Origin of the sequence: Haloglomus salinum (assembly GCF_024298825.1) — an archaeon.
Lineage (GTDB): Archaea > Halobacteriota > Halobacteria > Halobacteriales > Haloarculaceae > Haloglomus > Haloglomus salinum.
Genome location: NZ_CP101153.1, coordinates 3,954,067 through 3,971,404, shown reverse-complemented (window position 1 = coordinate 3,971,404; position 17,338 = coordinate 3,954,067). Strand labels below are relative to the sequence as shown.

The window sequence follows — 17,338 nt, the reverse complement described above, 5'->3', positions numbered from 1 at the left end:
TCTGGGCTGGAACTCACTGCACGTCCGGCGCCGTCGGCCGCAGGTCCCCGTACAGCAGGTCGTCGGGCAGGTCGTCGGGGGCGAACCAGCCGACCTCCGTCACGCTGTCGCCGGGGGTCGGGTCGGGACTGCCGCCGCGCTCGGGTGTGGCCTCGAAGACGAGCGCCGGGTCCGGCAGCGGTGGCCGGTCGAACGGGTCGCGGGCGACGTGGACGTGAATCGCGGCGAGGTCGTCCAGGTGGACCTCGATGCCGGTCGCCGACGCGACGGCCCGGCGAGCGCACTCGCGGTAGTCCTCGCCGGGGCGGCGGGCGTCGCCGGGGTCGGCCCACCCGTCGGCGTGACGGACCAGCAGGAGGCGCCCCTCGGCGTCGCGGACACGGGCGGTGGCACCACCGACCACGTCGAACGCCTCGAACGTCTCCGCGAGCGCGTCGTAGGACGAGGCGTCGCACTCCCAGCCCCGGCGGACCACGTCCAGCTCCCCGTGTTCGGCTGCCAGGTCGCTCACGAGGGCGGCGACGTGGCGGCGGAGTCGGTCGGCGGCGCCCGAGCGGTACACATCTCGGTCGAGGACCGGCGACGGCAAGGGCGTGTCGGCTCGGAGGGCGTGGCCGGCAACCGCCGCTCGTGTGGTCAGAGTCAAGTGCCCACCCACCCGACGCGGGGGTATGACAGTCTCCTCGGCCCCCGGGAAGGTGTACCTGTTCGGGGAGCACGCCGTCGTCTACGGCGAGCCTGCGGTCCCATGTGCTATCGAGCGCCGGGCGCGAGTCACGGTCGAGCGCCGCGACGACGACCGCGTCCGGGTGAACGCCGACGACCTCACGCTCGACGGCTTCACCGTCGCGTGGGGCGGCGAGAGCGACGCGCCGGAGCTGAACGTGCCGAACAACCTCGTCGAGGCCGCGATGGGCTACCTCGACGGCGCCGTCGAGCAGGCCCGCGACGCGGCCGAGGCACCCGACGCGGGACTGGACATCAGCGTCGAGTCGGACATCCCGCTGGGTGCCGGCCTGGGTTCCTCGGCGGCGGTGGTCGTGGCCGCCATCGACGCGGCGGCGCGCGAACTCGGGACCGAGCTCGGCCGCGAGGCGCTCGCCGACCGCGCCTTCCGGGTCGAACACGACGTGCAGGACGGCCAGGCATCCCGGGCAGACACGTTCTGCTCGACGATGGGTGGGGCCGTCCGGGTGCAGGGTGACGACCGCCGGCAACTCGACGAGGTGGGCAACCTCCCGTTCGTCGTCGGCTACGACGGCGGCGCGGGCGACACGGGCGAACTGGTCGCGGGCGTCCGCGAACTCCGGGACCGACACCCGTTCGCCGCCGATACGGTCGAGGCCATCGGCGACCTCGTCTGGGAGGGCGAGACCCTGCTCCAGGGCGAGGACACGCCGCTCGACGAACTCGGGCAGTTGATGAACTTCAACCACGGCCTCCTGTCGGCGCTGGGCGTCTCCGCGCGCTCGCTGGACTCGATGGTGTGGGCCGCCCGCGAGGCGGGCGCCTACGGCGCGAAGCTCACCGGCGCCGGCGGCGGTGGCTGCATCGTCGTGCTCGACGACAGCGAGGGCGCGAAGACCGCGCTCGACTACACGCCCGGCTGCGAGGAGGCGTTCCGGGCCGAACTCGACACCGACGGCGTCCGGAGGGAGTCGTGACCGCCGTTCTCAAACTCGGCGGGAGCGTCGTCACCGACAAGGAGGCCGTCGAGCAGGTCGATACGGAACGGCTCGAACGGGCCGCGGACGCGGTCGGCGCGGTCCACGGGCGCGACCGGGGTGACGAGACCACGCCCGAGCCGGCCGAGCTCGTCGTCGTCCACGGTGGCGGCTCGTTCGGCCACCCGAACGCCGAGCGTTACGGCGTCACCACCAGCGCCGGTACCCACGACGACGGTGCCGTCCGTGACATCCACGGTGCGATGCGCGACCTCAACCGCGCGGTCGTCGGTGCGCTGGCCGACGCCAGGGTCCCCGCGGTGCAGGTGGCGCCGCTCTCGACCGGCTACCGGGTCGGCGGCGAGTTCCAGCAGCCGGCCGACGCCGTGGCCGCCCTCCTCGCGGAGGGGTTCGTGCCGGTCCTCCACGGTGACGTAGTCGCGACAGCCGGCCAGGGCGTCACCGTCGTCTCGGGCGACGAACTCGTGACCGAACTCGCGGACGGTCTCGACGCCGACCGTGTCGGTCTCTGCTCGGACGTGCCGGGGGTCCTGGATTCGGACGGCGCAGTCATCGAGCGCATCGAGGCGTTCGACGATGTCGCGGACGCGCTCGGCGGGAGCGACGCGACGGACGTGACGGGCGGGATGGCCGCGAAGGTCCGGACGCTGCTCGATCTCGGTGCCCCGGCCTCTGTCTTCGACCTCGACGGGCTGGACGCCTTCCTCGCGGGGGAGTCTCCCGGAACGCTCGTCGCGTCCTCGTACTTCAGGTACGGGGAGGAGTAGGCCCGCGGTCACTGTCTGCGCTCGGCCTCATCAGGTGCTTCCAGTTGCTCACCCCTCTCGGTCCGGTGGTCCGCCAGCCGCTGCTGTGCCTCCGCGATGGCCTCGACAGCGACGAGGAGCCGCCACAGGAGGTAGAGGCCGACGAGGAACAGTCCGGGGACGACACCGAGCAGCAACTGCCCGGCGATGAGCACGCTGTACGCCACCACGAGCGCGTAGAGACCGAGTGCGGCCACGAGCCACGGTCGGGGTATCGACGGTGGGGACCAGCCTGACATCGGTGGGACCGTCGTCCGTGGCCCGGAAAAGCGTAGGGGGGTTGTCGTCTGTCTGTAGCCCGCAGCGTCCGAGAACCGGCTCGACAGCGGTCGCTTCCCGCCCTGGATTGCAGACAGAAATATGTCCAGTGAGAACAATAGACAAGGTAGGTGATGCAGGATGTCGTTACACGAGGGTGACCTGATAGACGGAACACGGGCATCGGAACTGGTGAGCGCCTGTCGGACGACCGTGGGTGACCAGGTCCGGTCGGTCACGTACTTCACGCCCGACGAGTTCAGGCAGCTGTACCTCCGCTCGGACCTCGACTCCGACGCGGACCTGTCCGGGTTCGTCGAGCACGAGAGCCTCGGCTTCCAGGCCAACACCGCGTACCGCGGCTCCGAACTGGGAGATTACGAATACACCATCCGGGTCTTCGAGAACGGGTTCCTGTGTCGGATCACGACCGCCGACGAGGGCGTGTTCCTGACCACCGACGGCCTCACGCTCCGTGATTTCGACGAGGTCGCCACCGCCGTCGGGTCGATTCTCGAAGAGGAGTAGACGGTTTCACTCCCGGAGCGGAACCTCGCCGTCCAGAATCTGTCGCCCCTGCTCGGCCAGCACGAACGGGACCATCCGCATCACGGGATACGTCGGCTTCGCGTTCGGCGAGTCGTCCAGGTGGGCCCGGAAGAACCCCTCTGTGATGACACCCAGCTTCAGCGTCCCGAGCGCGCGGTAGAACTCGTCGTGGCGGTACTCACGGCCCGCCCGTTCCTCGTAGCGGTCGACGATGTGGCCTCGCCCGGGCGAGTCCGGATGGCTGGTGAAGCCCGAGTAGTCCTCGACGAACACGCGGAGCATCTCGAAGTAGTTGTGGTCGCCATAGCGTTCACGCACCTCGTCGGTCATGATGGAGGGGTCGGACTCCTGCTCCCAGTACGAGAGTAACCAGCCCACGTCGGCCAGTGGGTCGCCCCGGGCGGCCATCTCCCAGTCCAGGACGCCGACGAGGTCGGCCGCGTCGCCGGGAGCGAACATGAGGTTGTCAGGCTTGTAGTCGCCGTGGACGAACGCCGTCGCGTCCGCGGGGCGCTCGGGAAGCCGGTCCTCGAGCCGGTCCGCGAGGTCGTGGAGGCCATCCACTCGCCGTTCCTCCGTCGTACGCTCCTCGGCCCACGCCAGCTGGTCGCGGAAGGTCCGCAGTTCCCGCTCCAGGTACGCCTCCGGCGTGTCGGGGTCCGCGTCGAACTCGTCCGGTACGGGCACGTCGTGGAGCGCCGCGAGCGCGTCGGTCGTCTCGTCGACGATGCGCTCCCGTGCGGCCGGCGAATCGAACCGCTCCGGGACGCGGTCCTCGATGACCTCGCCGTCGAGCAGTTCCATCACGAAGAACTCGTCGCCGACGACCGATGCGTCGCGGCAGCGGTGCAGGAGCCGAGGAGCCGGTACCTCGGTGTCCGCTACCGCGCCGAGCGCGGCGTACTCCCGGCCCACGTCGGCGAGCATCTCCGGCGCCGGCGTCGAAGTGGGCGGGACGCGGACGACGTACTCCGCGTCGTCCCATTCGACGAGCAGCGTGTCGTTGGCGTTCCCGCCGGGGAGTTCGCGGACGACCACCGACTCGGCCGGCCCGAACGCCGACTCCAGCTCCGCCGCGAGCGCCGTCCCGTCCCCGACCCGCTCCGCGTGTGCCTCGATGTCCATGACTTCCCGCGGGGTGCCGCCGTGGTAAACGTTATCCCGTGTCCACCGCCAGACGGCACATGGACGCACGACACGAGTTCTTCCACGCGCCCGGCGGCGGCGAGTTCTGGTCCGAGAGCCACTACCTCGACGTCGTCGGTGACGATGTGGCCGCACACGCCCGCATCGGCTTCTATCCCAACCGCGACGCCGCCAACGTGTTCGCCTATCTGCTGGAGGGGACAGGCCCGGACGCCACCGTCTACCGCCTCCGCGACGACGCGGTCGACCTCGACCACGTCCACGGGCTGACGGTGGACGCCCCGGACCTCTCGTTCGAGATGGTGCCTCTGGAGGTGGGCCGGGACTGGCGCGTCTCCTTCGCCGGGACTGCCGCCCGCTGCGAGGGGGCGGGCGAGGTCGTCGCGGGTGAGGGCGACCCCGTCGAGGTCGAGGTCGAACTCGTCACCCGCGCCCGGCACGAGCCGTTCCGCTACTCGGGCGGCGCCGACTGGCCCGGTGGCGAGGACGAGGACCGCTACGAGGTCGCGACCGACGTCGAGGGGGAGGCCCGCATCGGCACGGACGGGGACGACCCGCGGACGGTCGCGCTCGAGGGGCCGGGCGAGCGCGACCACTCGTGGGGCCGGCGCGACTGGACCGACGGCGAGTGGCTCTGGATCTCGGGCTCGTTCGACGACGGGACGGCGTACAATCACCTCTCGGCGTGGGGCGCGGGCTACGGCCCCAGCGAGATGGACCCGGTCATCACCAACGGCTTCTGGTTCGACGGGGACGAGGTCCACGCCATCACGGACGCCGACCTCTCGGCGGACCCGGCATTCGGCGCCGAGACCGGAGAGGCGTGGATGGACGACGGCGCGGCGCCAGCTATCGACCTCACGCTCCACTGGGACGGCGGGAGCGCCGACCTCGCCGTCGACCCGGGCGCGACGACGCCCGTCGACTGGACCGACGAGGAGACGGGCCACCGCGCGGTGCTGAACCGCTCGCCGTTCGAACAGACGAAGGACGGCTCTGTCGCCGGGCGCGGGTGGCTGGAGAACATGACGCAGCTCGGCACGGACTGAGCGCTGTCGCCACGGCTCGCTCCACGCCCCGGTCACGGCAAGCGATTAGTCCCTCCCGGGACTGGAGACGCCATGGATATCCAGCGGTTCGAGTTCCCGCAACCCACCTGGGGCCCGAGCGTGAACGTCCTCCGCGTCGGCGACACGCTCGTCGACACCGGCCACGTCCGGTCGGCCGACGCCCTCGCCGAGGCGCTCGCCGACCCCGACCGGCTGGGCGGCGTCGAGCGCGTCGTCCTCACACACCCCCACATCGACCACGTCGGCGGCTCGCAGGCCCTCGACGAACTGGCTGCCCTCCCCCACGTCGCCATCGAGGGCGTTCCGTTCATCGTCCACGACTACCGTGAGTACCTCCTGGAGGCACGCGCGGACATGACTCGCCTCTGTGCCGGTCTGGGCGCGACGGACTCGATGTGGGACAGCTACTTCCCGGTCGACCGGGAGTACCACGAGGAGCGCATCGAGTTCGAACGCGTCCTCGCCGACGGCGACACGGTCCGGCTGGGCGAGTACGAACTGGACGTACTCTCGACGCCGGGCCACTCCGGCCAGCACGCCTCGTTCTGGCACGAGCCCTCGGGCACCTGCCTCCCCGGCGACATCGTCTCCGAGAACGGTCACTTCATGTACGCGCCGCTGTACTGCGATATCGGGGAGTACAAGCGCTCGCTCCGGCGGCTGCGGGCGCTGGAGGCGGACCGGCTGGTCCCGATGCACGGGCCGCCGATGGAGAATCCCCGCGAGCGTATCGACGACTGCCTGGAGAACGCCGAGCGGACGGAGTCCCGACTGCTGAACTGGCTCGACGACCGCGGCGGCTTCTTCGCCCGCGAGTTCGCCAGCGATGTGCTGGGGGCGGAGGGCGCCGCCGTCGGCTTCCTCACGATGGTCGTCTACGAGTACGCCCGCCACCTCGAGGAGCGTGGCGAGTGTTCGGTGGCGGTCGAGGGGGACGGCATCGAGGTCTCGCGCTGAGCGACCGGAACGGTGTCGGCTGCCGCCCCCGTGTGGGGGCCCGTGGTGTGCCCACCTCTCCCGTGGCTCGACGGGTCGCACAACGTTTTTGGGCGGCCACACCGCACCGTTGACATGGCGAACGACGCTCCACAGCCGTTCTCGGAGAAGCTTCGTGTACCGGAGGCGCTGACCTTCGACGACGTCCTCCTGCGCCCGAAGGAGAGCCGTGTCGAGCCCGACGAGGCCGACACCCGGACGAGCGTCTCGAAGTCCGTCGACCTCAACATCCCCGTTCTCTCGGCCGCGATGGACACCGTCACCGAGGCCGACCTCGCCATCGAGATGGCCCGGCAGGGCGGCATCGGCGTCCTCCACCGCAACATGGACATCGAGGAGACGGTCGAGCACGTCGAGCGCGTCAAGCGTGCCGACGAACTGGTCATCCGTGATGTCGTGACCGCGGAGCCGGACCAGACCGTCAGCGAGGTCGACGCGATGATGAGTCGCGAGGGCGTCTCCGGCGCGCCGGTCGTCGACGAGGACGACCGCGTCCTGGGCATCATCTCCGCGACCGACATCCGGCCGTTCCTCGAGGTCGGCGAGACCGATGCCGTCCGCGAGGCGATGACCGACGAGGTCGTCACCGCTCAGGAGGGTGTCAGCGCCCGCGAGGGGCTCGAGCTCATGTACGAGCACAAGATCGAGCGCGTCCCCGTCGTCGACGAGGACGACCGCCTCACGGGCCTGGTCACGATGCAGGGCATCCTCGCCCGCCGGGAGTACGACAACGCCGTCCACGACGAGCAGGGCGGCCTCCGTGTCGGTGTCGCCGTCGGTCCGTTCGAGGAGGACCGGGCGACCGCGGCCGACGACGCCGGCGCCGACGTGCTGTTCATCGACTGTGCCCACGCGCACAACGCGAACGTCATCGACAGCGCCCGCTCCATCAAGAACGAGGTCGAGGCGGACGTGGTCGTCGGGAACATCGGCACCCGCGAGGCCGCCGAGGCCGTCGTCGACTTCGCCGACGGCGTCAAGGTCGGCATCGGCCCCGGCTCCATCTGTACGACCCGTGTCGTGACAGGTGCCGGGATGCCCCAGATTACGGCCGTCGCGGAGGTCGCCGACGTGGCCGCCCCCGCGGGCGTGCCGGTCATCGCCGACGGTGGCATCCGCTACTCCGGCGACGCCATCAAGGCCATCGCCGCGGGCGCCGACGCCGTCATGCTGGGCTCGTACTTCGCGGGCACCGACGAGGCGCCGGGTCGGGTCATCACGATGAACGGCAAGCGCTACAAGCAGTACCGCGGGATGGGGTCCGTCGGCGCGATGCAGTCCGGCGGTGGCGACCGCTACCTCAAGGACGACGAGGAGGACGAGGAGTACGTCCCCGAGGGTGTCGAGGCCGCGACCCCGTACAAGGGCCCGCTCGCGGACGAGCTCCACCAGCTCGTCGGCGGGATGCAGTCCGGCATGGGCTACGTCGGTGCCGAGACCATCCCCGAGTTCAAGGAGCGCTCGGAGTTCGTCCGCGTCTCCGCGGCCGGACAGACCGAGGGCCACCCTCACGACGTGATGATCACCGACGAGGCGCCGAACTACTCGCCGCAGAACGAGTAGCGCCCGCCTCGAACGAGAACCCCTTCTGCCGCGAGTCGCTCGCTATCCGGACCGCCGAGGCATAAACCACCGGAGGATGCCGCCTCTCTCGCGGGTCGAGTCCGGCCGCCGGCATCCGGCCTGTGGGGCGAGAACCGACCACTGATGGCCTCGAACGGCGGAGAGTGCTCTATCCGCTCCGGCTGAACGTAAATTCAGCAGTGCAGCATTGGTAAATACCTTCATGCCCGCTTCCCCCGATGGTGGAGCCATGTCCGATGAACTGTTCCACTGTGTATGCCGGACCTGTCCCGCCGAGCAGATCGCCGACGATGTCGCCGGCCGTGCGAGCTTCTTCGAGGCCCACGCGGAGCACGAGGTCGTGACCGCAACGCTGCCGACACGGACTGCAGAGCCCGAGTCGCGAGGGCGGGTCGTCGAGCTACGGGCGAGCGATTGACCATCCCTGAGGCCCGGGAGGCGACCGAGCGGTGGTATCTCAGGACGCACCCGGCGTCCAGAGCCCGTAGAGGATGGCACCCAGGCCCAGCAGCTCGCAGCCCTGCGCGAGGGCGTTGACGAACGGGAGCGGCACCGACAGTAGCAGATACAGCGCCACGGTGAGCAGCGCCGGGACGCCGAGGACGAGGGTGAATCCGACGGCGACGAACAGCATCGGTCGGCTCCCGTTCCGGCGGTATCCACGATAGGCGATGTAGGCGATGGCCAGCCCGAGCAGCACCGAGAGTGCCTCGCTGGCCTGCCGGGCGAGGGCGAGCGTCTCGAGGTCGAACGACTGGAGTGGTAGTGCGTACATCGTCACATCTCCTCCACGAACCGCGTGAACCGGTCGGCCATCCGCTCGCTGTGCGCGACCGCGACCGTGAACCCATCCGGTTCGAGGTCGAACTCGATACCGTCGGGTTCGGCCCGGTAGACGCGGTAGTTCTTGCCGTTGGGGACCGGCCTGAGCTCCTCGCTGACGAGGTCGTGTTCCCGGAGCCGTTCGAGCCGTCGATACACCGTCGGCTCCGAGACGCCCGTCCGGTCGCTCAACTCTGCGGCCGAGCGGGCCTCCCCCTTCGTCTCGACGAGGATCCGTCGCGCGCAGTCGTCTGCGAGCAGATCCGCGACCTCCGCGGCGTCCGGCGCCCCCGACACGGTCGTGAAGCGACTCCACGCATCCGCATAACTGTTCGGTCGGTGTCGGAGTTGTGCCTGGCTTCAGCGGCTGAAGCCAGGGAACAGGCCCTCTACCCTGGCTCCTGTGGTCCCGGATGGAATGTCCCGAGAGACCCTCCCCCGGCTCGCCACGCGAGCCGGCAAGACGCTGCTCGGTAGTATCGTCGTCCTGGTGACCCTCCCCACCGGCCTCGGCGCCGTACTCGGGGGCTGGACCGCCGGCCACGGCTGCGAGCGCCCCCTCGACGGCGGCCTCGCCGGCGCGGTGGCCGGTCTGGTCGGCGCGCTCCCGTGGACCGCAGTGGTCTACCTCGCCAGCGCGGGCGCGTTCGACCCCATCGGCTACCACCGGAACGGCATCCACGTCGGCATCAACACCGCCGCGCCGGGGCTGCTCGCCCCCTGGCAGGAGGTCGGCCTGGCCGTGCTGTTTGCGAGTTGTATCGTCGCTGTCGGGGTCGTGGGCGGTGCGGTCGCCGGGACGGGCTTCGACGTGGTCGGCACGCTCAGGGAGGAGGTGGCGAGCGCGAACTGACTATCGGTGGATTCCGCCCAGTTCACGCTTGCTGGTGTGATGGTGAATATCTCAAGAACTTCGCCGGTCCTTGATTGTGTCCGGGTTTTGATGGAGAGTCGGACTTACATCCGGGACAGGTATTTTGTTCACCAACAGCGTTCTGGGGGTATGATACTGCAATCTGCCGGTGACCAGCTCTTCCAGATGCTCGGGAGCTTTGCGGGCCGTGTCCTGCTGGCGGTCATGGTGGGTCTCCTGGCGTTCGCGATGTACTACTACATCACCGAATACTGATTGAGTCGGAGTAACCCCGTGGAAGACGGGTTCGGCGTGACCGCGTGGGGTCGCGCGTCCCGTTCTCCGGCAACCCAGATTCTGCACATGACCCGGCTCGTTCGATGTGCAGATTCGCGCCCGATATCCACAGCCCGCAGGGTGCACAGATGCACGCAGGGGTTCCCAGGACACTCGTAGTTCCCGACCAGGGCGCCGTGGTCGCGTTCGTCGTACTCGCGCACGACGTGGGGGGAGTCAGCCGTCATGGGACCACCTCGGGGGCTATGGAAACCGCCGGGCGACAGGCTGGTCGAGTTGGCTCCTCTCTGTCGGAAAATCGAGCGGGCTGAGAGGGATTGTGAACCGGAGCAAGACGTGCTCGCTCACTGTGTTCGCTGCGCGCGACTTGCGGGGTTCAAATACCTCTCACGTCGAGATTCGCTCCTCACGTTCGTTCGTCGCAGAATCACGGGCTGAGAGGGATTTGAACCCTCGACCGTCTGGTTAAGAGCCAGACGCTCTGCCTGGCTGAGCTATCAGCCCTCACAGACGGGTAGCGAGGTGTGACGCTAAAGGGTTGCGTTTCCCCATCCCTCCCGCGTCACGGCCCGCCGACAACGGCCGCCCAGCCCGGTGGTGTCGGCCGGTCTCGTCCGTGACACCGTCACACATTCCGTCTGGAACGGGAAGCCGGGGTTTTTGTAGTCTGCCGCCGCAGTCCCTGCCAGTATGAGCAGCGCCGTCTCGATGGCCTCGATGTCGACCTACGCTATCCTCGGGTGCGGGAGCGTGGGCCACGCCGTGGCCGAGGAACTGGAGTCCGAAGGGAAGGACGTCCTCATCCTCGACAACGACGAAGGGCGCGTCGAGGCGCTGCGCGACCAGGACCTCGACGCACGCACCGCCGACATCGCGGAGCCGGAGGTGGCCGACGCCATCGGCGACCGCGATGTCATCCTCATCATGTCCTCGGACGTGTCGGCGAACAAGGCCGCTGTCGAGAACATCCGGGCCCGGGGTGACGACCAGTTCATCGTCGTCCGGGCGTCCGACCCCGTCACGGCCGACGAACTCACGGAACTCGGCGTCGACGTGGTCATCAACCCCTCCGAGGTCATCGCCGATTCGGCACTCCGGGCGCTGGAGACCGGCGAACTCGAGCATCGGGCCGAACGGCTCGCGGAGGTGCTGAGCGAGGGCGAACGCCTCGTCATCCTGGCACACCGCTCGCCGGACCCCGACTCCATCGCCAGCGCCGTCGCGCTGAAGGCCATCGCCGAGTCGCTCGGTGTCGAGGCCGAGATCCGCTACGAGGGCGAGATCGGTCACCAGGAGAACCGCGCGTTCGTCAACCTCCTGGGTATCGACCTCGCGCCGCTGGCCGACGACGAGCTCGCGTCGTACGACACGCTCGCGCTGGTCGACTACGCCCGTGTCACGGAGTACGAACTGGAGCGCCAGCCGGACATCCTCATCGACCACTTCGAGCCGGAGCTGGAGTACGAGGCCGAGTTCGCCGACATCCGGCCCAACGTCTCCTCGACCTCGACCATCCTGACGAAGTACATCCAGGAGTTCGACCTCAACCTGAGCGAGGAGGTGGCCACGGCACTGCTGTACGGCATCCGGGAGGAGACGCTGGACTTCAAGCGCGACACGACGCCCGCGGACCTCACCGCGGCGGCGTACCTCTACCCGTTCGCCAACCACGATACGCTCGAACAGGTGGAGTCGCCCTCGCTGTCGCCGGAGACGCTCGACGTGCTGGCCGAGGCCATCCGGAACCGCGACGTGCAGGGCTCGCACCTCGTCTCGAACGCAGGCTTCATCCGCGACAAGACCGCCGTCTCGCAGGCCGCCCAGCAGCTCCTCAACCTGGAGGGCATCACGACGACGGCCGTCTTCGCCGTCACGGACGACACTATCCACCTCGCGGCACGCTCGAAGGACATCCGGATGAACATCGGCAGCGTGCTGGAGGACGCCTTCGGGGGTATCGGCGAGGCGCGCGGGCACTCGACGGACGCCACGGCGGAGATTCCGCTGGGCATCTTCACGGGGCTGGAGGGGAGCAGTGGGAACCGGGAGACGCTGTTGAACCTGACCGAGCAGGCGGTGAAGACGAAGCTGTTCGAGGCGATGGGCGTCGATGTGGAGGTCGAGGGGGGAAGCGGCGGCGAGTCCTCGAACGGAACCTGAACGACGCGCTCCGCGCCGGTGACGGAATCAGGCCGACCCGGCCACGGCCAGCGGCTCCTCCTCCTCGTTCGTGCCGTGCATCCGCTCGACGATGCTGTTCACGAGGATGACATCACCGACCGACCGAACCCAGCGGTACGGCAGGATGACACCGCGGCTCCCGTTGACCTCCTCGTTGAACAGCTCCCGGTTGAGCTGGGTGAGCGCCAGCCCCGTCACGGACCGGCTGTCGACGTCGAGGCGCAGGTCCTCGACCTGCCCGACGAAGACACCGTTGTTCGAGTAGACCTCGCGACCGACCAGCGTCGTTATCTCCTGGGGTTCCTCGGTCATGGACGGGCCGTTGCAGTCCCCGATTATCAAGCTTCCCCGCGCGTCAGACGCCCGTCAGTCCGGGGTCCGACGGTCTCCCCCGCCGAGCACACCGGTCAGTCCTCCCGGTCCGGATGCTCGGGGACGTACGACCGACCGTCACTCCCGAGGATCCACTCCCTGGGCGTGAGCCGTCGCTCGGCGCCGTCCCGGCGCGCGATGTCGAGTCGCTCGTCGGTAGTCTGGAAGTAGTTCACGACCGTCACCAGCACCACGCCGCCGACGGTATTGCCCAGCAGCACGGGCAGGACGAACCCGCCGAGTCCGGCCAGCAGGCTCGCGTCGGCGGCGAGGACCAGATACACGACCTCGGTGAACGAGACGACCACGTGGAACAGGTCCGCCGTCGGGATGGCGAGGAAGGAGAGGTAGACGATGACGATTCGGGCCAGGCTATCGGTGACGGCGTACACCAACCAGACGACGCCCGCGACGATGAGGCCCGCGAAGGCGGCCTTGAAGAACAGGCTCGAGAACGATGTCTCGAACCCCTTCCCGGCGAGGGATGCGGCCGCACGGCCGACCTCGGGTGACAGCACGTCCGTCCGCGCCAGCACGAGCGCCCCCAGCCCGCCCCCGGTGAAGTTGCCCAGCAGGACGACCCCCCAGATGAGGAGCAGCCGGGGGAGGCTCATCAGCCGCTCCAGCACCAGCACCACGGGTGGGAGCGTGTTCTCCGTGTAGAGCTGGTAGCCGCCGATGATGATGAAGACGAACCCCAGCGGGTAGAGCGCGGCCTCCAGCAGCGGGGTCCGGTCGGTCGCGGCGGCGAGCGAGGCGTACAGCAGGAAGGTGATGGTGATGGAGAAGCCGGCGGCGAGCCCGCTGAAGTAGAGCTCGCGAAGCCCTGTCGTCGCCTCCTCGTCCGCCGCGGCCACGATCCGCTGGAACACCTCGTGAGTCTCGAACTGGTCGCGGAGGACCGCCCCGGCCGCCGGGGCGCCGTGCTGGGACTGCTCGATGGCGTCGCGGACCGACTCCTGGCCTGACGAGTCGTCGCTCATCGCCGCGGCGTTGCGGCGCGCCCGGAAAAACGATGGCGCTCCGGCAGTGGTTGACACCCTTCGCCGTGACCCGGCTGGGGACGTGGCTGCGCCGATGCGAGCCCCGGGCACGACCCCGAGGCTCTTAATCTCTCGAGTCCCATAGCCAGCCTATGAGCGAACCGAACGACGGGAACGACGAGGAACTGGAGGCCATCCGCGAACAGAAACGGGAGGAACTGCTCTCGCAGACGGGCGGCGACGAGGGAACGGTCACCGACGGCGGGGCAACGGACCCCATCCACATCGACGGCGCCGACCACCTCGAGTCCGTCCTCACCGAGCACGACGTGGTGCTCGCGGACTTCTACGCCGACTGGTGTGGCCCCTGCAAGATGCTCGCACCGACCATCGAGGAGATCGCCGCCGAGGAGGACGCCACGGTCATCAAGATAGACATCGACGCGAACCAGCGACTCGCGCAGCGCTACGGCGTCCGGGGTGTTCCGACGGTGTACCTGTTCCGCGACGGCGAACCCGCACAGGAGTGGGTCGGCGTCAAGGACAAGAACACGTACGTGAGCGCCATCCGGGCGGCGTAGGGACTCTCGCGGAGTGTGCGGACCGCGCCCGTCAGCTTCCGTCCGGGGACGTCGCGCCCGCCGCGATGCGCGACATACCCCGCTCACAGAGCGCACCGAGGAGGTATGCCAGCGTACCGAGGACGAGCGCCTCGACGCCCAGGAACACGAGTCCATCCGGCTGGAGGAACGCCGCCGCCCGGTCTGCCAACGAGTGGCTCGGCGACTGACTGAGGAGGTAGTGGTCGGCGCTCTGCCCGAGCAACGCGGCGTACGTGGTCACCCAGGCCACGACCAGGCCGGCGCGCCGGTAGCCGACCCAGGCGGCGCCGACGATACCGACGAGCGCGGCGTGGGCGGCGAGGAACACGACCCCGCCCGAGACCTGGAACACGTCGAGAGCATACGCCGCGAACGTCAGTACGAACAGGACCGGCGGCAGCGCGACGGACGCGTATCGGCGCCGTCGAGTGGTCGTGTTCCCGAGGAGCACGTCACGGAGGTGGAGGGCCATATCCGCACTTTCGTCAGCGCGTCCTTCATTCATGGGGGCGGGCGACATCCGCCGGCGATCGCGCTCGGTCGGGGAAGATGTGCCGGACGCGGATGCCTGATTCCCTGCCGCGACAGCTCACGCTTCGCCGAGGAACCGCGCTACGTGTTCGATGACGGCGTCGGGTCGTTCGCGCGGCGGCCAGTGTGCACAGGCGTCCAGCACCACGCACTCGCCGTCGGGGGCGAGGTCGGCCGCTTGCTCGGACCACGCCGGCGGGAACACCTCGTCCGCGGCGCCGTGCAGGAACAGCGCGGGCTGCTGGAGCTCCGGCAGGAGTGGGACGTACGAGGTCGCGTACCCCTGTCTGGTCACCTCGGCCGACCGCCACTGCCGGAACGGGTGCCCCGGGTCCTCCCGCTGGAGGAGGTCGAACAGCGTCTCGGCGACCTCGTCCGGGAGGGCGCCCGGGTCGACGACGATGTTCCCGAGGCTCGCCCGCGCCAGTCGGCGCGACCGCGCGAGCACGGCGAGCGACAGCCGGTTGCACAGAGGGACCTGGGCGAGCGCCCACGTCAGCCGGCCGCTCGATAGCTCGGTCCCCAGTCCGAAGCTGTCGATGGCGACCAGCCGCTCGACACGGTCGTCGGCCAGCGCCAGGCCCAGCGCCACGCCGCCCCCCAGCGACAGCCCACACAGGTCGACCCGCGAGAGGCCCAGCGCGTCGAGGAAGCCCCGGACGACCTCGACGTGGTAGGCCGTCGAGTAGGCCGCCACGGGCCGGTCGCTGTCGCCGTAGCCCGCCAGGTCGGGCGCGAGTACTGGCCGGCCGAGTTCGGCCGCCAGCGGCTCGATGATACCGCCCCACGAGAGTCGCGCCGAGTCCACGATACCCCCGTGCAACAGGACGACGGGTGGGCCGCCGTCGTGCTCGGCCGGGTCTACCCGGAGGTAGTGGATGCCCACTCCCGCCGCCTCGACCCGCTCGTCACGAATCGTCACGACCGGTGACTCGGCCCGGGGGCACTTGACCGTTGGAGTCGAGTGGGTGGCGCAAGATTATCGTGCTGTCTCCAATCTAATTGATTTATTCGTTAACTTGAATATCTATACTGCTTATAAATTCTAAATGTGTGGTTTTCATCGACGGTGGCCGGATTCAGGTGGTTCGCGCGGGACCAACCTGATATGGACCCGAGCGACCTGCGTGCGCTGGCGACGGACGCGGTGATACTCACGGACGGCGGCGTCGTCCTCCTCGAACGCGACCACCCACCGCACGAGGGCGACTGGGTGTTTCCCGGCGGGATGGTCGAGCGGGGCGAGCGCGCCCGGGCGGCCTGTGCCCGTGAGGCACGCGAGGAGGTGGGGCTGGACGTGCGGCCCGTCTCGCTCGTCGGGCTCTACGACGCGCCCGGGCGGGACGGCCGCGGGAACGTCTCCGCGGCCTACCTCTGTGTGCCGGCCGGCGAGGGCGAACCGGCTGCTCGCGAGGAGGCCCGGCGGGTGGACACCTTCGACCCCGACGACCCGCCCGCGATGGGATTCGACCACGCGCGGATTCTCCGCGACGCCGTCAGCCCGCCGTGACCGGTGGGTTCGTGGCGGTCCGCACTCGCGGGGGAAGTTGATAACGCGTCCGGGCGTTCCCTCCGATATGAGTCAGTGGACGACCGCGGAGATGCCGGACCAGACGGGGCGGACCGTCGTCGTGACGGGCGCGAACACGGGCCTCGGGAAGGAAGCAGCCCGCACGTTCGCCGCGAGGGGCGCCGACGTGGTGCTGGCCTGCCGGTCCGAGGCGAAGGCCCGCGACGCGAAGGCCGACATCGAGGCCGAGGACCCGGACGGCTCGCTGACGGTGCTGGAACTGGACCTCGCGGACCTGGACTCGGTTCGGACGTTCGCCGACGCGTTCACCGATGCGTTCGACGACCTGCACGTCCTCTGCAACAACGCCGGCGTGATGGCGATTCCGCGGCGCGAGACGACCGACGGGTTCGAGACACAGTTCGGCGTCAACCACCTCGGCCACTTCGCGCTCACGGGCCACCTGCTCGATCCGCTCCGGGAGTCGGGCGCCGAGGAGGCCCCCGCCCGCGTGGTCACGATGTCCAGTGGCATCCACGAGCGCGGCCGCATCGACTTCGACGACCTCCACGGCGAGCGCTCCTACGACAGGTGGGATGCCTACGCGCAGTCGAAACTCGCCAACCTGCTGTTCGCGTACGAGCTCGACCGGCGGCTCCAGGCCGCCGACGCGCCCGTCGAGAGCCTGGCCGCGCACCCGGGCTACGCCGCGACGGACCTCCAGCGCCGCGGCCCCGAGATGATGGGCTCGACGCTCCGCACGGTCGGGATGAAACTCGCCAACGCGGTGCTGGCCCAGCCGGCCGAGCAGGGCGTGCTCCCTCTTCTGTACGCCGCGACGATGCCCGACGCGTCCGGCGGCGAGTACTACGGCCCGGGCGGCCTCGCGAACATGCGCGGCGCCCCCGACCGACAGCGCTCCTCGAAGCGGTCCTACGAGGTGGGCACCGCCTACCGGCTCTGGTCCGTCTCCGAGGCACAGACCGGCGTGGGCTACGACCTGCCGGCCCCTCGTCGGACGGGGGACACGCCGGGCGAGGGCGAATCCGACACCGCTGCCGACGACTGAGGACCCGCTCGCGTGGCGTGCTCC

Annotated in this window: 21 protein-coding genes, 1 tRNA gene and 1 pseudogene; 13 read left to right on the top strand and 10 right to left on the bottom strand. The window is 69.5% G+C overall.

Going from position 1 to position 17,338, the window contains the following annotated elements; translation table 11 throughout:
• Nucleotides 1-13: 13 nt before the first annotated feature.
• Complete coding sequence (locus NL115_RS19450; RefSeq protein WP_254830980.1) at nucleotides 14-562, bottom strand: NUDIX hydrolase; 549 nt, start codon at nucleotides 560-562, stop codon at nucleotides 14-16.
• Nucleotides 563-671: 109 nt separating this feature from the next.
• Here NL115_RS19450 and mvk point away from each other — a divergent pair, with 109 nt between their 5' ends.
• On the top strand, nucleotides 672-1,664 hold the full coding sequence (mvk, locus tag NL115_RS19445; protein ID WP_254830979.1) for a mevalonate kinase: 993 nt from the start codon (nucleotides 672-674) through the stop codon (nucleotides 1,662-1,664).
• Nucleotides 1,661-2,452, top strand: a complete 792-nt coding sequence (locus tag NL115_RS19440) for an isopentenyl phosphate kinase (RefSeq protein WP_254830978.1) — start codon at nucleotides 1,661-1,663, stop codon at nucleotides 2,450-2,452. Before mvk ends, NL115_RS19440 begins: the two co-directional genes overlap by 4 nt.
• Nucleotides 2,453-2,460: 8 nt before the next feature.
• On the opposite strand, the gene NL115_RS19435 is transcribed toward NL115_RS19440, so the two are convergent.
• On the bottom strand, nucleotides 2,461-2,730 hold the full coding sequence (locus NL115_RS19435) for a DUF8066 domain-containing protein (protein WP_254830977.1): 270 nt from the start codon (nucleotides 2,728-2,730) through the stop codon (nucleotides 2,461-2,463).
• Between the two features lie 160 nt (nucleotides 2,731-2,890).
• Between NL115_RS19435 and NL115_RS19430 the strand changes: the two genes are divergently transcribed.
• On the top strand, nucleotides 2,891-3,277 hold the full coding sequence (locus NL115_RS19430; RefSeq protein WP_254830976.1) for a DUF7522 family protein: 387 nt from the start codon (nucleotides 2,891-2,893) through the stop codon (nucleotides 3,275-3,277).
• Nucleotides 3,278-3,283: 6 nt separating this feature from the next.
• On the opposite strand, the gene NL115_RS19425 is transcribed toward NL115_RS19430, so the two are convergent.
• Nucleotides 3,284-4,423, bottom strand: a complete 1,140-nt coding sequence (locus NL115_RS19425; RefSeq protein ID WP_254830975.1) for a phosphotransferase family protein — start codon at nucleotides 4,421-4,423, stop codon at nucleotides 3,284-3,286.
• A 59-nt stretch (nucleotides 4,424-4,482) separates the two neighbouring features.
• On the opposite strand from NL115_RS19425, the gene NL115_RS19420 reads away from it, so the two are divergent.
• The 4 genes from NL115_RS19420 (at nucleotide 4,483) to NL115_RS19405 (ending at nucleotide 8,512) form a co-directional block, all read left to right on the top strand.
• Complete coding sequence (locus NL115_RS19420) at nucleotides 4,483-5,493, top strand: DUF7064 domain-containing protein (protein WP_254830974.1); 1,011 nt, start codon at nucleotides 4,483-4,485, stop codon at nucleotides 5,491-5,493.
• Between the two features lie 72 nt (nucleotides 5,494-5,565).
• Nucleotides 5,566-6,471 carry an MBL fold metallo-hydrolase gene (locus tag NL115_RS19415; protein ID WP_254830973.1) on the top strand — a complete coding sequence of 302 codons (906 nt, stop codon included), beginning with the start codon at nucleotides 5,566-5,568 and terminating at the stop codon, nucleotides 6,469-6,471.
• Nucleotides 6,472-6,585: 114 nt separating this feature from the next.
• On the top strand, nucleotides 6,586-8,073 hold the full coding sequence (gene guaB, locus NL115_RS19410) for an IMP dehydrogenase (protein WP_254830972.1): 1,488 nt from the start codon (nucleotides 6,586-6,588) through the stop codon (nucleotides 8,071-8,073).
• A 250-nt stretch (nucleotides 8,074-8,323) separates the two neighbouring features.
• Complete coding sequence (locus tag NL115_RS19405) at nucleotides 8,324-8,512, top strand: hypothetical protein (protein ID WP_254830971.1); 189 nt, start codon at nucleotides 8,324-8,326, stop codon at nucleotides 8,510-8,512.
• A gap of 39 nt (nucleotides 8,513-8,551) precedes the next feature.
• On the opposite strand, the gene NL115_RS19400 is transcribed toward NL115_RS19405, so the two are convergent.
• Together NL115_RS19400 and NL115_RS19395 are read right to left on the bottom strand one after the other, a co-directional pair.
• Complete coding sequence (locus NL115_RS19400) at nucleotides 8,552-8,869, bottom strand: DUF7521 family protein (protein WP_254830970.1); 318 nt, start codon at nucleotides 8,867-8,869, stop codon at nucleotides 8,552-8,554.
• Between the two features lie 2 nt (nucleotides 8,870-8,871).
• Entirely contained in the window at nucleotides 8,872-9,213 is a 342-nt protein-coding gene (locus NL115_RS19395; RefSeq protein WP_254830969.1) for an ArsR/SmtB family transcription factor, read from the bottom strand.
• Between the two features lie 121 nt (nucleotides 9,214-9,334).
• Between NL115_RS19395 and NL115_RS19390 the strand changes: the two genes are divergently transcribed.
• A complete protein-coding gene (locus NL115_RS19390; RefSeq protein WP_254830968.1) occupies nucleotides 9,335-9,769 on the top strand; it encodes a hypothetical protein in 435 nt (144 codons plus the stop codon).
• Between the two features lie 150 nt (nucleotides 9,770-9,919).
• Nucleotides 9,920-10,045: a hypothetical protein gene (locus tag NL115_RS20660; protein ID WP_286667318.1), complete on the top strand. Its 126-nt coding sequence runs from the start codon at nucleotides 9,920-9,922 to the stop codon at nucleotides 10,043-10,045.
• A gap of 451 nt (nucleotides 10,046-10,496) precedes the next feature.
• Here NL115_RS20660 and NL115_RS19385 read toward each other — a convergent pair.
• Nucleotides 10,497-10,570, bottom strand: a tRNA-Lys gene (locus tag NL115_RS19385).
• A 186-nt stretch (nucleotides 10,571-10,756) separates the two neighbouring features.
• On the opposite strand from NL115_RS19385, the gene NL115_RS19380 reads away from it, so the two are divergent.
• Nucleotides 10,757-12,226: a DHH family phosphoesterase gene (locus NL115_RS19380; RefSeq protein WP_254830967.1), complete on the top strand. Its 1,470-nt coding sequence runs from the start codon at nucleotides 10,757-10,759 to the stop codon at nucleotides 12,224-12,226.
• A 27-nt stretch (nucleotides 12,227-12,253) separates the two neighbouring features.
• Here NL115_RS19380 and NL115_RS19375 read toward each other — a convergent pair whose 3' ends face one another.
• Entirely contained in the window at nucleotides 12,254-12,559 is a 306-nt protein-coding gene (locus tag NL115_RS19375; RefSeq protein WP_254822530.1) for a PRC-barrel domain-containing protein, read from the bottom strand.
• Between the two features lie 119 nt (nucleotides 12,560-12,678).
• A pseudogene (locus tag NL115_RS19370) lies at nucleotides 12,679-13,602 on the bottom strand (formate/nitrite transporter family protein); the annotation flags it as partial.
• Nucleotides 13,603-13,754: 152 nt separating this feature from the next.
• Here NL115_RS19370 and trxA point away from each other — a divergent pair.
• Nucleotides 13,755-14,183 (top strand): thioredoxin, encoded by a 429-nt coding sequence (gene trxA, locus NL115_RS19365; RefSeq protein ID WP_254830965.1) that lies wholly within the window; start codon nucleotides 13,755-13,757, stop codon nucleotides 14,181-14,183.
• Nucleotides 14,184-14,214: 31 nt separating this feature from the next.
• Here trxA and NL115_RS19360 read toward each other — a convergent pair whose 3' ends face one another.
• Nucleotides 14,215-14,676, bottom strand: a complete 462-nt coding sequence (locus NL115_RS19360; protein WP_254830964.1) for a hypothetical protein — start codon at nucleotides 14,674-14,676, stop codon at nucleotides 14,215-14,217.
• Nucleotides 14,677-14,793: 117 nt separating this feature from the next.
• Nucleotides 14,794-15,657: an alpha/beta fold hydrolase gene (locus tag NL115_RS19355; RefSeq protein ID WP_254830963.1), complete on the bottom strand. Its 864-nt coding sequence runs from the start codon at nucleotides 15,655-15,657 to the stop codon at nucleotides 14,794-14,796.
• 186 nt (nucleotides 15,658-15,843) lie between these two features.
• On the opposite strand from NL115_RS19355, the gene NL115_RS19350 reads away from it, so the two are divergent.
• Together NL115_RS19350 and NL115_RS19345 are read left to right on the top strand one after the other, a co-directional pair.
• The gene (locus NL115_RS19350; protein ID WP_254830962.1) at nucleotides 15,844-16,245 is read left to right on the top strand and encodes an NUDIX domain-containing protein; all 402 of its coding nucleotides are present in this window, start codon (nucleotides 15,844-15,846) and stop codon (nucleotides 16,243-16,245) included.
• 67 nt (nucleotides 16,246-16,312) lie between these two features.
• The gene (locus NL115_RS19345; RefSeq protein ID WP_254830961.1) at nucleotides 16,313-17,314 is read left to right on the top strand and encodes an oxidoreductase; all 1,002 of its coding nucleotides are present in this window, start codon (nucleotides 16,313-16,315) and stop codon (nucleotides 17,312-17,314) included.
• The last annotated feature ends 24 nt before the right edge of the window (nucleotides 17,315-17,338 follow it).